This window comes from Brevundimonas sp. (genome assembly GCF_024711105.1).
GTDB lineage: Bacteria > Pseudomonadota > Alphaproteobacteria > Caulobacterales > Caulobacteraceae > Brevundimonas.
Genome location: NZ_JANJTL010000102.1, coordinates 1 through 13,170, shown reverse-complemented (window position 1 = coordinate 13,170; position 13,170 = coordinate 1). Strand labels below are relative to the sequence as shown.

Annotated in this window: 14 protein-coding genes; 11 read left to right on the top strand and 3 right to left on the bottom strand. The window is 67.8% G+C overall.

Translation table 11 applies throughout. The features are described from left to right. From Q0M60_RS07775 to Q0M60_RS14435, 5 genes are all read left to right on the top strand, one after another. The coding region (locus Q0M60_RS07775) for a hypothetical protein (protein WP_296817987.1) at nt 1-311 on the top strand (311 nt) is incomplete at its 5' end. A 161-nt stretch (nt 312-472) separates the two neighbouring features. Continuing rightward, a complete protein-coding gene (gene gatC / locus Q0M60_RS07770) occupies nt 473-760 on the top strand; it encodes an Asp-tRNA(Asn)/Glu-tRNA(Gln) amidotransferase subunit GatC (protein WP_296817986.1) in 288 nt (95 codons plus the stop codon). A gap of 1 nt (nt 761) precedes the next feature. Beyond that, nucleotides 762-2,240, top strand: a complete 1,479-nt coding sequence (gene gatA / locus Q0M60_RS07765) for an Asp-tRNA(Asn)/Glu-tRNA(Gln) amidotransferase subunit GatA (RefSeq protein ID WP_296817984.1) — start codon at nt 762-764, stop codon at nt 2,238-2,240. A 65-nt stretch (nt 2,241-2,305) separates the two neighbouring features. Then, complete coding sequence (locus Q0M60_RS07760; protein ID WP_296817983.1) at nt 2,306-3,052, top strand: hypothetical protein; 747 nt, start codon at nt 2,306-2,308, stop codon at nt 3,050-3,052. Beyond that, nucleotides 3,049-3,525, top strand: a complete 477-nt coding sequence (locus tag Q0M60_RS14435) for a GNAT family N-acetyltransferase (RefSeq protein WP_366855699.1) — start codon at nt 3,049-3,051, stop codon at nt 3,523-3,525. Before Q0M60_RS07760 ends, Q0M60_RS14435 begins: the two co-directional genes overlap by 4 nt. 235 nt (nt 3,526-3,760) lie before the next feature. Here the strand turns inward: Q0M60_RS14435 and Q0M60_RS07755 are convergent, their stop codons facing one another. After that, the gene (locus Q0M60_RS07755; protein WP_296817981.1) at nt 3,761-4,156 is read right to left on the bottom strand and encodes an MAPEG family protein; all 396 of its coding nucleotides are present in this window, start codon (nt 4,154-4,156) and stop codon (nt 3,761-3,763) included. Between the two features lie 113 nt (nt 4,157-4,269). Between Q0M60_RS07755 and gatB the strand changes: the two genes are divergently transcribed. Next, nucleotides 4,270-5,742, top strand: coding sequence for an Asp-tRNA(Asn)/Glu-tRNA(Gln) amidotransferase subunit GatB (gatB, locus tag Q0M60_RS07750; RefSeq protein WP_296817979.1), 1,473 nt, complete (start codon nt 4,270-4,272; stop codon nt 5,740-5,742). A 92-nt stretch (nt 5,743-5,834) separates the two neighbouring features. Continuing rightward, entirely contained in the window at nt 5,835-6,527 is a 693-nt protein-coding gene (locus Q0M60_RS07745) for a DnaA/Hda family protein (RefSeq protein WP_296817977.1), read from the top strand. Nucleotide 6,528: 1 nt separating this feature from the next. On the opposite strand, the gene Q0M60_RS07740 is transcribed toward Q0M60_RS07745, so the two are convergent. Continuing rightward, entirely contained in the window at nt 6,529-6,657 is a 129-nt protein-coding gene (locus Q0M60_RS07740) for a hypothetical protein (RefSeq protein ID WP_296817975.1), read from the bottom strand. Between the two features lie 143 nt (nt 6,658-6,800). On the opposite strand from Q0M60_RS07740, the gene Q0M60_RS07735 reads away from it, so the two are divergent. Genes Q0M60_RS07735 through tgt form a run of 4 tightly spaced genes read left to right on the top strand, consistent with a single transcriptional unit; the run spans nt 6,801 to nt 12,658 of the window. After that, the gene (locus Q0M60_RS07735) at nt 6,801-8,990 is read left to right on the top strand and encodes an RNA degradosome polyphosphate kinase (RefSeq protein WP_296817973.1); all 2,190 of its coding nucleotides are present in this window, start codon (nt 6,801-6,803) and stop codon (nt 8,988-8,990) included. Continuing rightward, nucleotides 8,987-10,462 carry a Ppx/GppA family phosphatase gene (locus Q0M60_RS07730; RefSeq protein ID WP_296817970.1) on the top strand — a complete coding sequence of 492 codons (1,476 nt, stop codon included), beginning with the start codon at nt 8,987-8,989 and terminating at the stop codon, nt 10,460-10,462. The genes Q0M60_RS07735 and Q0M60_RS07730 overlap by 4 nt, the downstream gene beginning before the upstream one ends. Before the next feature lies 1 nt (nt 10,463). After that, nucleotides 10,464-11,540 (top strand): tRNA preQ1(34) S-adenosylmethionine ribosyltransferase-isomerase QueA, encoded by a 1,077-nt coding sequence (gene queA, locus Q0M60_RS07725; protein ID WP_296817968.1) that lies wholly within the window; start codon nt 10,464-10,466, stop codon nt 11,538-11,540. Then, on the top strand, nt 11,540-12,658 hold the full coding sequence (gene tgt, locus Q0M60_RS07720) for a tRNA guanosine(34) transglycosylase Tgt (RefSeq protein ID WP_296817966.1): 1,119 nt from the start codon (nt 11,540-11,542) through the stop codon (nt 12,656-12,658). Before queA ends, tgt begins: the two co-directional genes overlap by 1 nt. Here the strand turns inward: tgt and Q0M60_RS07715 are convergent. Beyond that, a partial coding sequence (locus tag Q0M60_RS07715) for a hypothetical protein (protein WP_296817965.1) occupies nt 12,655-13,170 on the bottom strand: 516 nt, incomplete at its 5' end. The genes tgt and Q0M60_RS07715 overlap by 4 nt on opposite strands.

Here is a 13,170-nt window from a genome sequence, read left to right as displayed (position 1 = left end):
TCGAGCGCCAGGAGCCGACGGTTAAGCTGTTCGGCACGGCGGGCGGCGACCCCGCCATGAACGGGCTCTACACCTACATCGCGTTTTTCGAGAACCCGGGCTCCGGCTGGCGCGTGTTCCGGCTTGGCGACTTCCTGGAGTACCGCATCCTCGGCGAGCGCGAGAACCGCGTCGACCTGGAGATGGACTACAGCATCATGGACCCCCACTCGGGCGAGATCCGGTCGGACACCCGCCGGGTCATCGTCACCTGGACGCCAGGCGCCGACGGTGAGGGCCCGGCCGCGATCACGGTGACAGGCGCGGAGTGAGGCCGTCATCCCGGACGCGCCTCGGCGCGATCCGGGACCTAAACGCTGTCGACGCCGAGCTTGGGCCCCGGATGGCCGCCTCGCGTCCTCCGGGGTGACGTGACAAGGTGAGGCCGGCCCGCTAATCCCGCCTGCTTGAACTCTCACGGTTGGAGGGCCGCATGGCCATCGACGCCGCGACGGTGCGCCGGGTGGCGCATCTCGCCCGCATCAAGACGCCGGAAGACCGGCTCGAGCACCTGGCGCAGGAGTTGAACGGCATCCTGGCCTGGATCGAGCAGCTGGACGAGGTCGACATCGAAGGCGTCGAGCCGATGACCTCGAACGTGTCCCAGCCGCTGCGCCTGCGCGACGATGTGGTGACCGACGGCGGAAACGTCGCGGCGGTGCTGTCCAACGCCCCCAAGGCCGCCGACGGCTTCTTCGTCGTGCCCAAGGTGGTCGAATAGAATGACCGACCTCACCAAGCTGACCCTCAAGGCCGCGGTCGATGGCCTGCGCGACAAGGCCTTCTCGTCGGAGGAGATCACCCGCGCCTTCGTCGGAACGATCGAAGCGGCCAACCCGGCCCTGAACGCCTATGTCGTCCAGACCCCGGAGAAGGCGCTGGAGATGGCCCGCGCCTCGGACGGCCGCATTGCGCGCGGCGAGGCCGGCCCGCTGGAAGGCGCACCGCTGGGGATCAAGGACCTGTTCTGCACTGACGGGGTCCAGACCACCGCCGGCTCCAACATGCTGCGCGGCTTCGTCCCGCCCTATGAGTCCACCGTTACCGCCAACCTGTGGCGCGACGGGGCGGTGATGCTGGGCAAGCTGAACATGGACGAGTTCGCCATGGGCTCGTCCAACGAGACCTCGGCCTATGGGCCCGTGGTCAATCCGTGGAAGTCCAAGATCTCCAACGCCGACCTGACGCCGGGCGGCTCCTCGGGCGGCTCGGCCAGCGCGGTCGCGGCCGACCTGTGCCTGGCCGCCACGGCCTCGGACACCGGCGGTTCGATCCGCCAGCCGGCGGCCTTCACCGGCACGGTCGGGATCAAGCCGACCTACGGCCGCGCCAGCCGCTACGGCATGGTCGCCTTCGCCTCCTCGCTGGACCAGGCCGGGCCGATCACCAAGACGGTCGAGGACGCGGCCCTGATGCTGCGCTCGATGTGCTCCTTCGATCCGAGGGACTCGACCAGCCTCGACGTCGAGACGCCGGACTGGACCGCCAGCGTCGGCAAGCCGGTCAAGGGCCTGCGCATCGGCGTGCCGCGCGAATACGTCGTCGACGGCATGCCCGCCGAGATCCAGGCGCTGTGGGACAAGGGCGTCGACTGGCTGAAGGCGAAGGGCTGCGAGATCGTCGAGATCAGCCTGCCGCACACGAAATACGCCCTGCCGACCTACTACATCGTGGCGCCCGCCGAGGCGTCCTCGAACCTGGCCCGCTACGACGGCATGCGCTTCGGCCACCGCGCCGACAAGGCGTCGAGCCTGACCGACCTCTACGAGACCACCCGCGCCGAGGGCTTCGGCAAGGAGGTCCAACGCCGCCTGACCATCGGCGCCTATGTCCTCTCGGCCGGCTTCTATGACGCCTATTATGTGAAGGCCCTGAAGGTGCGCCGCCGCATCGCCCAGGACTTCGACAACGTCTGGGACAAGGTCGACGCGGTGCTGACGCCGTCGACCCCGTCGGCCGCCTTCGCGCTGGGCGACAAGCAGATCGACCCGGTGACGATGTACCTCAACGACGTTTTCACGGTGACCGCGAACCTCGCCGGCCTGCCCGGCATCTCGGTGCCAGCCGGCCTCGACTCCGGCGGCCTGCCGCTAGGCCTGCAGGTCATCGGCAAGGCGCTCGACGAGGCCACGGTCTTCCAGGTCGGCGCGGCGCTGGAAGAGGCCGCCGGGTTCACCGCGCGGCCGGAGAAGTGGTGGTGATGGCTGTTCAACTAGCGATGTGAGATCATCTCGCCTATCCATGTCCGATCACCGTCGAGGGGACGATGGTCGAGATACTTTCCCTGGTTGTCGCGCTCGTGTCGGCGCTACTCGCCTACTTCGCGTTGCCCGAGCCGACTAGGCAAAGGCTGCTCCAGCGTGTGCGCGGAGCCCCCGAGGAGGATAAACCAAGTCTTGCTGAGATAGTAATCCATGAATTGCAGCCAACGCAGCATGATGTAGATGCTGTCAGGGACACATATGAGCTCCGACAACTTTGGCAGATAGATAACGACAGCTATCAGGATTTCAGCATAGACTTCGATACATTTGTCAGTTGGTGGCGGGCGTTTCCAAGTGGCCTCGTAGCAGCACGGGATTCCGGGGGCGAGATCATCGGAGGCATAGGTACTTGGCCAGTTCCTCGTCGATGGACTGAACGATTGACCAACGATTGCAACCCGGAATCATTGATAAGTGAAGATTCGATAAGGGCCTGCTTATCGAGCAGAGGACGACCTGATTGGTATATTTCGGGGATCGTCCTGAGCAATTTTAAATCAAATTTTTCGGGTAAGCGTATGTTGCCGCTGATGTTCCAGCGCGCCGTGCTTCAAATAAGCATGCACCCCCGTTTCCATCTCAACAGCACTTTGTACGCTATGCCCATAAGTGAAGAAGGCGCACGCCTGCTCCGGAGATTCCATTTCACAGAATATGCCGGTTTAGCGTGTGAACCGCCGCTATACTATCGCCAATGCAGCGCGGAATTTCTAAGCTTGCTTAACGGCCTAAAGCCGAAAGAATCATGATCCTTGTTAACTCCAGACGCTGGCAACAGTTCGAGCCGCTTGTCGCGGCACTCTCGCCCGATCTAGGCCGATACTTCCGGGCATCAATGCGGTGCTGGTGCGGCCTAGAGGTCCGCCCGTACCCGCTCGCCGATTGGCACGTTTGGATCGCAGAAGACGACGGGAGGCCAGTTGGGGTCACGGGGCTGTATCGCGAAGTTGGCGCCCCAGAGACGCTAGGCTGGATCGGCTGGTTTGGTGTGCTGCCGGAAATGCGCGGCTCCGGTTTCGGCACCAGTATTCTGCAGCTCACCGAGGAGCGAGCCGTCGGACTTGGTCTCGACTGCATTCAGGTTTACACCGACACGGGCGCCGAGGGAGCCTCCGGCTTCTATCTGAGCAATGGCTATTCTGAAAGGCGCGGTCCGGGGCAGATTGGGCGACAGAGGTCTGCCTCTGCTGCGAGTATGGTCTTGAGCAAGCGTCTCCTCTGACACTGCCCTCGCCCATCTTCGCTATGCAGTGGATATGGAGCTATGGCAGTTGGGCGGTACGCGCTGAGATTCAGCAATGACGAAGCCCTGACGCAGCTCTCGCGAGTTCTGGAAGCGATCCGGGTTCAGCTTCGCCCGGTGAGGACGTAACCCCTCACCCTCCCGCTCCCTGCGCGACCTGGCCCCTCCCTCTCCCAACGGGAGAGGGGTTTGACGCGCCAGCCGCTCCGCCCTGTCAGGCCAGACCAAGGACTCCCAAGAGCACCAGGACGATTCCCGCCATGCCGACGCCCCACGCCGCGGCGCGCAGCCAGGGGACGCCGGCCAGATAGAGCACCGCATGCGCCACGCGGCTCCAGAAGAACAGCTGGGCGCCCAGGATCGTCAGACGGGTCGAGATGTCCATGACGGCGGCGACCAGAACGAGCGGGGCGAACATCAGCAGCCCCTCCCGATGATTGTCGACGGTCCGGCTGGCGCGGCCGTGGAATGTCTGCACCGGCGGCAGGTTGTCGCGTGGCCCCGCCTGGGTCGCCAGCCCATTGGCCCGGATCCCGGCCAAGGCCTGGATCAAGACCAGCACGATCAGCAATGCCGTGGCGTAGACCAGCATGGTCAGTTCGACGCTCATGTCACCCTCCCGAGAGAACATCGTTCCGCTTAACTTGCGCCGCCGGCAGACACGGTCAAGCCTCGTCGCCGCGCGTGTTGAGGCCGGCGACGGCTCCGCGCTATAGCCTCCGCATGACCGAGACCGTCGCCGCCAATCCGAAGCACATCCAGGGCCGCACCGGGCCGTGGGAGATCGTCATGGGCCTGGAGATCCACGCCCAGGTGTCCTCGCGCGCCAAGCTGTTCTCGGGCGCGGCGGTCGGCTTCGGCGCGGGGCCGAACGAGCAGGTCTCGCTGGTCGACGCGGGCTTCCCCGGCATGCTGCCGGTTCTGAACCGCTTCTGCGTCGAACAGGCCGTGCGAACAGGCCTCGGCCTCAAGGCGAAGATCAATCGCTTCAGCCAGTTTGACCGGAAGAACTATTTCTATCCCGACCTGCCGACCGGCTATCAGATCAGCCAGCTCTACCACCCCATCGTCGGCGAGGGCGTGGTCGAGGTCGAGCGCGAGGACGGCACCTTCTTCGAAGTCGGCATCGAGAGGCTCCACCTGGAGCAGGACGCCGGCAAGCTGATCCACGACCTGTCGCCGACCGAGAGCTACGTCGACCTGAACCGGGCGGGCACGGCGCTTATGGAGATCGTCTCGCGTCCCGACCTGCGCACGCCGGAGGAGGCGGTCGCCTACGTCAAGAAGATCCGGACCATCCTGATCTATCTCGGCACCTGCGACGGGGACATGGAGAAGGGCAATCTGCGCGCCGACGTGAACGTCTCGGTGCGCCGCCCGGGCGAGCCGTTCGGCACGCGCTGCGAGATCAAGAACGTCAACTCGTTCCGCTTCATCAGCCAGGCGATCAATTACGAGGCGCGCCGCCAGATCGAGATCCTCGAGGACGGCGGCTCGATCCTGCAGGAAACCCGCCTGTACGATCCGGGCGCGGGCGAGACGCGCTCGATGCGGTCCAAGGAAGAGGCGATGGACTATCGCTACTTCCCCGACCCCGATCTGCTGCCCCTGGAACTGGAGGAGGCCTGGATCGAGGACATCCGCCGCTCCCTGCCCGAACTGCCGGACGAGAAGCGCCGCCGCTTCATGAGCGACTACGGCCTGTCCCAGTACGACGCGGGCGTGCTGATCTCCGAACAGGCCAAGGCCGACTATTTCGAGGCCGCAGCCAAGGGCCGGGACGCCAAGCTGGTGGCCAACTGGGTCACGAACGAACTGTCGGCGCGCCTCGCGGCGGACGGCAAGGACTTCGACGAATGTCCCCTGCCCGCCGGCCACGTGGCCGAGCTGGTCGAGCTGATCGAGACGAACGTCATCTCCTCCAAGATCGCCAAGGAGGTGTTCGACCACGTCTGGAACGGCGAGGGCTCCCCGTCCGAGGTCGTCGAGAAGCGTGGCCTGAAGCAGGTCACCGACACCGGGGCCATCGAAACGGCTGTCGACGAGATCATCGCCGCCAACCCGGACAAGGTCGCTGCGGTCAAGGACAAGCCCCAGGCGCTGGGCTGGTTCGTCGGCCAGGTCATGAAGGCCACCGGCGGCAAGGCCAATCCGGCGGCGGTCAACGACATCCTGAAGGCCAAGCTGGGGCTCTGAGCGCACAGACAGTCCACACCCACGGCCGGTTTGTCCCCGGTCATGTCGGAACCGACGCGCAACCGTCGCGGACGGGTGGTTATTGTTCGAGCATGGCCGCCGCCCTGAAGCTGCACGCCGCCCAGATGCGCTTTCCGCTCCGCCGCGAGACGCGGACGGATCGCGCCGCCTTCGTGCTGGGCGACAGCAACCGCGCCGCCGCCGAGGCTCTTGACGCCTGGCCCGACGCCAGCGCGCCCGTGCTAGCCATCGTTGGCCCCGCTGGGGCAGGCAAATCGCACTTGGGCGCGGTCTGGGCCGAACGGACGGGGGCCGCCTCCCTGAAGGGCGCGGAAGCAGCCCTGGTCGATCTCCCGGCGCTTGAGGCCCGGCCCGTCTTCCTCGACGACGCCGATCAGGCCGACGACGAAACCCTGTTTCACCTGATCAACCTCGCCCATGCCTCCGGCGGGGCCCTCCTGCTCGCGTCGCGCGAGCCGCCGGCCCTCTGGGAGACCCCCCTGCCCGATCTGCGCTCGCGCCTGGACGCCATGCGGGTCGTGCGCGTCGAGGCTCCCGACGACGCCGTGCTGGGGGCGGTGCTGCGCCGACTGTTCGCCGAGCGCGCCATCACGCCGGGCGACGACCTGATCGACTATCTCCTGCGCCGGATCGAGCGCTCGGTTCCGGCGGCTCGCGACGTGGTGGAACGGCTGGATCAGGAGTCCGGCGCCCGGCCGATCAATCGGCTCCTGGCGCGCGACATTCTCGATCGCGACGCGGCGACCGGCGAGCTGTTCGGCTAGGTCAGCCCCCGCCCAGCGACGACTTGGCGGCCTCCTCGGACCACGGGGTGCTCGGATGGGTCGCGCGGTACCAGAGCCCGGCCGCTATCGCGAGCAACAGGATCACCGCGAACGGGACGTAGCGCTTCATATCGCCCGATTAATGCCGCGCCCCGCCGGGGGCAAGAACGTGCGCCGGCGCGCGTCCGAGTATCGTCCGTGGGCGGATGATGACGTTCCCTGAAGCCTTGCAGAACCCTTGCGCGCCAAAGCGTGAGCGGCCAGAAGGCGGTCATGGTCGACGCCGCCGCCAGCCTGCCGGAAGCGCCCTCGTCACGGGCCGAGCCGCTGAAGCTGAACGAGGCGCTGCTGGCGTCGCCGGAGCGCTTTTTCAACCGCGAACTGTCGTGGCTGGCCTTCAACCGGCGCGTACTGGAAGAGGCCGCCAACCCGGCGCACCCGCTGCTGGAACGCCTTCGGTTCCTGGCCATCTCGGCCAACAACCTCGATGAGTTCTACATGGTGCGCGTGGCCGGCGTGAAGGGCCAGGTCCGTGAGCGCGTCCGCGTCGTCAGCCAGGACGGCCTGACCCCGCAGGAAACGCTGGAGCGGGTCAACATCGCCGCCGGCGCCCTGATGGCCGACCAGCAAAAGCGCTGGCGAAAGCTGCGCAGGGAGCTCGCCGCGGCAGGCATCGAGGTGGTCGACCCCCAGCAGGTGTCCAAGACCGAGCGCGAGCGGCTGGAGCCCGAGTTCCTGAGCCAGCTCTTCGCCGTGCTGACGCCGATGGCCATCGACCCGGCCCACCCCTTCCCCTTCCTGCCGAACCTGGGCTTCTCCCTGGCGCTCAAGCTGCGTCGCCGCAGCGACGGCCGCAGCCTCTACGCCCTGGCGCCGGTGCCGACGCAGGTTCGACGCTTTTGGCCCCTGCCGACCGACGGCCGCTCGGCCAAGGGCAAGCGGCGCTATATTTCGCTCGAGAACCTGGTCCTGCTCTTCATCGACCACCTGTTCCCGGGTTGCGACGTCGAGGCGAAAGGCGTCTTCCGCCTGATCCGGGACAGCGACATAGAGATCGAGGAAGAGGCCGAGGACCTGGTCCGGGAGTTCGAGGCCATCCTGAAGCAGCGACGCCTGGGCGGCGTGGTTCGGGTCAAGATCGAGTCCTCCATGCCGGAGGATCTCCGTGAGTTCATCATCGATCAGCTGGACGCCGCGCCTGAGGACGTTGTGCTCGTCGACGGCATGCTGGGCCTCGCCCAGATGGACCAGTTGATCACGCGCGAACGGCCTGAGCTCAAGTTCAAGGCCTATGAGCCACGCTTTCCGGAGCGCATCCGCGAGCACGGCGGCGACTGCTTCGCGGCCATCCGGGAGAAGGACATCCTGGTCCACCACCCGTTCGAGAGCTTCGACGTGGTGGTCCAGTTCCTGCGTCAGGCGGCGCGCGACCCGAACGTCATCGCCATCAAGCAGACGCTCTACCGCACCTCCAACGACAGCCCCATCGTCGCGGCCCTGATCGAGGCGGCTGAGAACGGCAAAAACGTCACGGCGCTGGTGGAGATCAAGGCGCGCTTCGACGAGGAGGCGAATCTGCGCTGGGCGCGCGCCATGGAGCGCGCCGGGGTCCACGTCGTCTTCGGCTTCGTCGAGTGGAAGACCCACGCCAAGCTGAGCGCCGTCGTCCGGCGCGAGGGCGAAACGCTGCGCACCTACTGTCACTTCGGCACTGGCAACTATCACCCGGTGACGGCTCGAGTTTACACCGATCTCAGCCTGTTCACCTCCGCGCCGGAGTTCGGACGGGACGCCGCGAAAATCTTCAACTTCATCACCGGCTACGCCGAGCCCGATGACCTTGAGCGGGTGGAGATCTCGCCCCTCACCATGAAGTCTCGGCTGATCGGCCTCATCGAACGCGAAGCCGAGAACGCCCAGCGTGGCAGGCCCGCGGCCATCTGGGCGAAGATGAACTCGCTGGTGCATCCCGAGATCATCGACGCCCTCTATCGCGCAAGCCAGGCCGGGGTCCGCGTCGAGCTCGTGGTGCGCGGGGTCTGCTGCCTGCGTCCCGGCGTGAAGGGTCTGTCGGAGAACATTCGGGTCAAATCGATTGTCGGCCGCTTCCTGGAGCACTCGCGGATCGTCTGCTTCGCCAACGGCCAGGACCTTCCGAGCGACCGGGCGCTGGTCTTCATCTCGTCGGCCGACTGGATGCAGCGCAACCTTGACCGGCGCGTCGAGGCGATGGTCCCGGTGGTCAACGCCACGGTCCATGACCAGGCGATGGACCAGATCATGGTGGCGAACCTGAAGGACGAGGCCCAGAGCTGGGAGCTGTCCCCTGACGGCGTCTATTCGCGCGTGAAACCAAAACACCCCGACAAGGCGTTCTCCGCGCACGACTATTTCATGACCAACCCTAGCCTGTCGGGACGTGGGCGGCGCGTGAAGGATCGGCCGCGGGCGATCTCCCTGTGACGGCGCCGGACCTCCGCTCGCGCGACGCGGCCGTCATCGACATCGGCTCCAACTCGGTGCGCCTGGTCTTTTATCGGATCGAGGGCCGCGCCATCTGGACCGGCCACAACGAAAAGGTGCTGGCCGGCCTGGGTCGCGAGGTGACCAGCACGGGCAAGCTTTCCCGTGCTGGCGTCGAGGCCGCGCGGACCGCGCTGAAGCGCTTTCGCGTCCTGCTCGACGCAATCGCGCCCGCCGAGGTTCACGTGGTCGCCACCGCAGCGGTTCGCGAAGCCGAGGACGGGCCGGACTTCTGCGATCGCGTGGCCGCGGACACAGGTCTCAAGATCCGTGTGCTGACTGGGGAGGAGGAGGCGCGGTACGCGGCGCTTGGCGTCCTGGCCGGCTCGCCGCTGGCGGAGGGCCTGGCCGCCGACCTCGGGGGATCAAGCCTGGAGCTCGTGCCGGTGGGCGGGGGGCGTGTCGGCCACGGCCTCACCCTGCCGCTCGGTCCTTTCTCGGTTAAGGACGCCGCCGATCCCGCCGGTCTTCTGGGTGAAACTCTCGGGAGCAGGTCGGAACTGCGTGCTCCCATGATCCACGCCGTGGGCGGCGCATGGCGGGCGCTGGCTCTGCTTCACATGCGCCAGACGCGGCACCGACTTGAGATCGTGCATCAGTATGAGATGTCCCGGCGGGATATCTCGGACCTCTCGCGGCTGCTGTCGCTCCAGTCCGAGGACTCGCTGAACCGCCTCGCCAAGCTGGCGAAGCAGCGCGCGGCCACCCTGCCCCACGCCGCCAGGGTGCTGACGGCGCTGTGCGAGCGCGCCGGCGCAGACCGTGTCTCGTTTTCGGCCTACGGCATCCGCGAGGGTCTGCTGCTCGACACGATGCCCGAGGCCGTGCGCGGGCTGGATCCGCTCGTCGAGGGATGCCGGGCTCTGGGCGCGCGCGCCGCGCTGTCCGAAGGCTTCGATCGCAGCCTGGCGGCCTGGTTGAAGGGCGCGCTCGAGGGCCAGAAGACCCACTTCCCGCCGGAACGCGCCGCGCGCCTTGTGGAGGCCGGATCGGCGCTGGCCGATGTGGGCGCGCGCCTGCATCCCGACCATCGGGCCAATGTCGCCTTTGAGCAGGTTCTGCGGGCGCCAGTTCCCGGCATGGACCACCTCGAACGCGCCTTCCTCGCGGTGGCGGTCCACGCCCGCTACGGCGGCGGGAGCCTGCCCGAGGAGGTCCTGGCCACGCGCCTGCTGGGCCGCGAGGGCTTGGACCGCGCCCGCATTCTCGGCCTGGCGCTGCGCCTCGGCAGCGACCTGTCCGGCCGGGCGCCCAGCCTGCTCAACGCCACCCGCCTGACCCGCGAAGGCGAGGTTCTGGTGCTTCGCGCCGCCCGTCCCCAGGCCGACCTGCTGCTCGGCGAAAAGGTCGCGAAGCGCCTCGGCGCGCTGGCACAGGCGCTTGGGCTGACCGCCCGGCTGGAAGCCGCCTGAGGTGAAGGTTTCCGACTTCGACTTCGACCTGCCCAACGACCGGATCGCGCTGCGCCCCGTCAGTCCGCGCGACTCCGCCCGCCTGCTCGTGGTTCGCCCCGGCGACAGTCTCGAGGACCGGATCGTGCGGGACCTTCCCGACCTGCTCCGGCCCGGCGACGCGCTCGTCTTCAACGACACCCGGGTGATCCCTGCGCGGCTGTCGGGCGTGCGCGACCGGGACGGCCTGACAGTCGCGGTGGAGGCGACCCTGCACAAGCGCGAGGGGCCCGACCGCTGGTCCGCCTTCATGAAGCCCGGCAAGCGGCTGAAAGCCGGCGACCGCGTCCGCTTCGGTCAGGGCTCGGACGCCGCCTGTCTCACGGGCCGGCTGGACGCCACCGTGGTCGGGAAGTCCGATGACGGCCTGGTCACCCTCGCCTTCGACCTGTCGGGCCCCGTGCTCGACGACGCCATCCGCGAGGCCGGCGTCATGCCGCTCCCGCCCTATATCGCGGCTCAGCGCCCCGAGGATGATCGCGACCGCTCCGACTATCAGACCGTCTTCGCGCGTGAGGACGGCTCGGTCGCCGCGCCCACGGCGGGCCTGCACTTCACGCCCGAGCTGCTGGAGCGGCTGGCCGCCCGCGGCGTCTCGACCCATGCGGTCACGCTCCACGTCGGCGCAGGCACCTTCCTGCCGGTCAAGGTGGAAGACACCGCCGACCACCGAATGCACGCCGAGACCGGCGAGGTCTCCGCCGAGACGGCCCAGGCCCTGAACGCCGTCCGCGCTGGTGGCGGCCGCATCGTCTGCGTCGGCACCACCAGCCTGCGCCTGCTCGAGAGCGCCGCGGACGAGGACGGGACCGTCCGCCCCTGGCGCGGCGACACAGCCATTTTCATCACCCCGGGCTACCGCTTCCGCGCCGCCGACCTGCTGATGACCAACTTCCACCTGCCGAAATCGACCCTGTTCATGCTGGTCAGCGCGTTCTCGGGCCTCGACACCATGCGTGCGGCCTACGCCCACGCCATCGAGACAGGGTATCGGTTCTATTCCTATGGGGATGGGTCGCTGCTATTCCGCGCCGCCTGATGGCCGCCTTCCCCTTCGACATCTCCGCCACCGACGGCTCCGCGCGCACGGGCGTGCTGCGAACCCCACGCGGCGACATCCGCACGCCCGCTTTCATGCCGGTGGGCACGGCCGCCACGGTCAAGGCGCTGACGGTCGATCAGGTGAAGCAGACCGGCGCCGACATCATCCTGGGCAACACCTATCACCTGATGCTCCGCCCCGGGGCCGAGCGGGTGAAGCGGCTCGGCGGCCTGCACCGCTTCATGCGCTGGGATGGTCCGATCCTGACCGATTCCGGCGGCTTTCAGGTCATGAGCCTGTCGGACATCTCCAAGGTGAAGGAGGACGCCGTCACCTTCGCCAGCCACATCGACGGCTCGAAGCACGTGCTGTCGCCAGAGCGCTCCATCGAAATCCAGGCCGATCTGCTCGGCTCCGACATCGTCATGCAGCTGGACGAATGCGTCGCCTGGCCCGCAGAGGAAGCCCGCGCCCGCGAGGGCATGGAGCTGTCCGCCCGCTGGGCGAAGCGTTCCAAGGCCGCCTTCGGGACGCGCGACACCCAGGCCCTGTTCGGCATCCAGCAGGGCTCAACCTTCGAGCACCTGCGCCGCGAGAGCTCCGAGCGCCTGACCGAGATCGGCTTCGACGGTTACGCCATCGGCGGCCTGGCCGTCGGCGAAGGCCACCAGGCCATGTGCGACACGCTGGACTACGCCGCCGGCATGCTGCCGTCCGACCGGCCGCGCTACCTCATGGGCGTCGGCAAGCCGATCGACCTGGTCGAGGCGGTGGCGCGTGGCGTGGACATGTTCGACTGCGTCCTGCCTACCCGTTCGGGCCGCCACGGCCAGGCCTGGACCTGGGACGGCCCCATCAACCTCAAGGCCGCCCGCTTCGCCGAGATGGACGAGCCGCTCGATCCGGACAGCGATTGCCCGGCCAGCCGCGACTACTCCAAGGCCTACCTGCACCACCTGGTCCGCGCCGAGGAGATCCTCGGCCAGGTCCTGCTGAGCTGGCACAACATCGCCTTCTTCCAGGCGCTAACGGCCGCCATGCGCAGCGCGATCGCCGAAGGCCGCTTCGAACAGTTCCGCCACGACTTCCGCGCGCGGCATCTGGCGTCAGACTAGCCCCAAGGCCAGCGCAGGCCTTCTCGCCGCGGAGGGCGGGGGCGGAACCAGCTTGGCGCAGCGGGCGGGGCGCAGTTCTGGCGCATGCCCCAGCCCTTGAGGAAGGCGCGGCGCGCCCTCCCCGCCTGGATGGCGGCCTGGACCTGGCGGCTGTGGCGCTCGGCGCCGGACAGTCGCCGGACCCAATCGCGCAGGGGGATGAAGTCGGTCGTCTCGCTGCGTACGGCGTCGACGGCGGCGTCGGCGAGCGCCTGTACCGCCTGCTCCGACAGGCCTCGATCGGGCGGGGGCGGTTCATCGGTGTCGGGACCCAGGGCCTCGTTCAGCGTGCGGACCTCAAGCGCGATCGGCATGCACTCGTCGAGCCCGTGCGTCGCATAGGGCGCGGCCAGGGCCCGCATCAGCACCGGCGGGATGGCGTCGCGCCGCAGGTTGAGATCCTCCAACGGCTGTAGGGCCGCGTCCCCGAGATTGCGGCCGAACCGGGTGCCCGCGCCGTTCGAGGCGCAGCC

Excerpts from the sequence above, each read along its gene's own strand:
- gatA (WP_296817984.1), top strand. The coding sequence starts at position 762 with ATGACCGACCTCACCAAGCTGACCCTCAAGGCCGCGGTCGATGGCCTG.
- Q0M60_RS07740 (WP_296817975.1), bottom strand. The coding sequence starts at position 6,657 with ATGAAGCGCTACGTCCCGTTCGCGGTGATCCTGTTGCTCGCGATAGCG.
- Q0M60_RS07760 (WP_296817983.1), top strand. The coding sequence starts at position 2,306 with ATGGTCGAGATACTTTCCCTGGTTGTCGCGCTCGTGTCGGCGCTACTC.
- Q0M60_RS14435 (WP_366855699.1), top strand. The coding sequence starts at position 3,049 with ATGATCCTTGTTAACTCCAGACGCTGGCAACAGTTCGAGCCGCTTGTC.
- gatB (WP_296817979.1), top strand. The coding sequence starts at position 4,270 with ATGACCGAGACCGTCGCCGCCAATCCGAAGCACATCCAGGGCCGCACC.
- Q0M60_RS07745 (WP_296817977.1), top strand. The coding sequence starts at position 5,835 with ATGGCCGCCGCCCTGAAGCTGCACGCCGCCCAGATGCGCTTTCCGCTC.
- Q0M60_RS07755 (WP_296817981.1), bottom strand. The coding sequence starts at position 4,156 with ATGAGCGTCGAACTGACCATGCTGGTCTACGCCACGGCATTGCTGATC.
- Q0M60_RS07735 (WP_296817973.1), top strand. The coding sequence starts at position 6,801 with ATGGTCGACGCCGCCGCCAGCCTGCCGGAAGCGCCCTCGTCACGGGCC.
- gatC (WP_296817986.1), top strand. The coding sequence starts at position 473 with ATGGCCATCGACGCCGCGACGGTGCGCCGGGTGGCGCATCTCGCCCGC.
- tgt (WP_296817966.1), top strand. The coding sequence starts at position 11,540 with ATGGCCGCCTTCCCCTTCGACATCTCCGCCACCGACGGCTCCGCGCGC.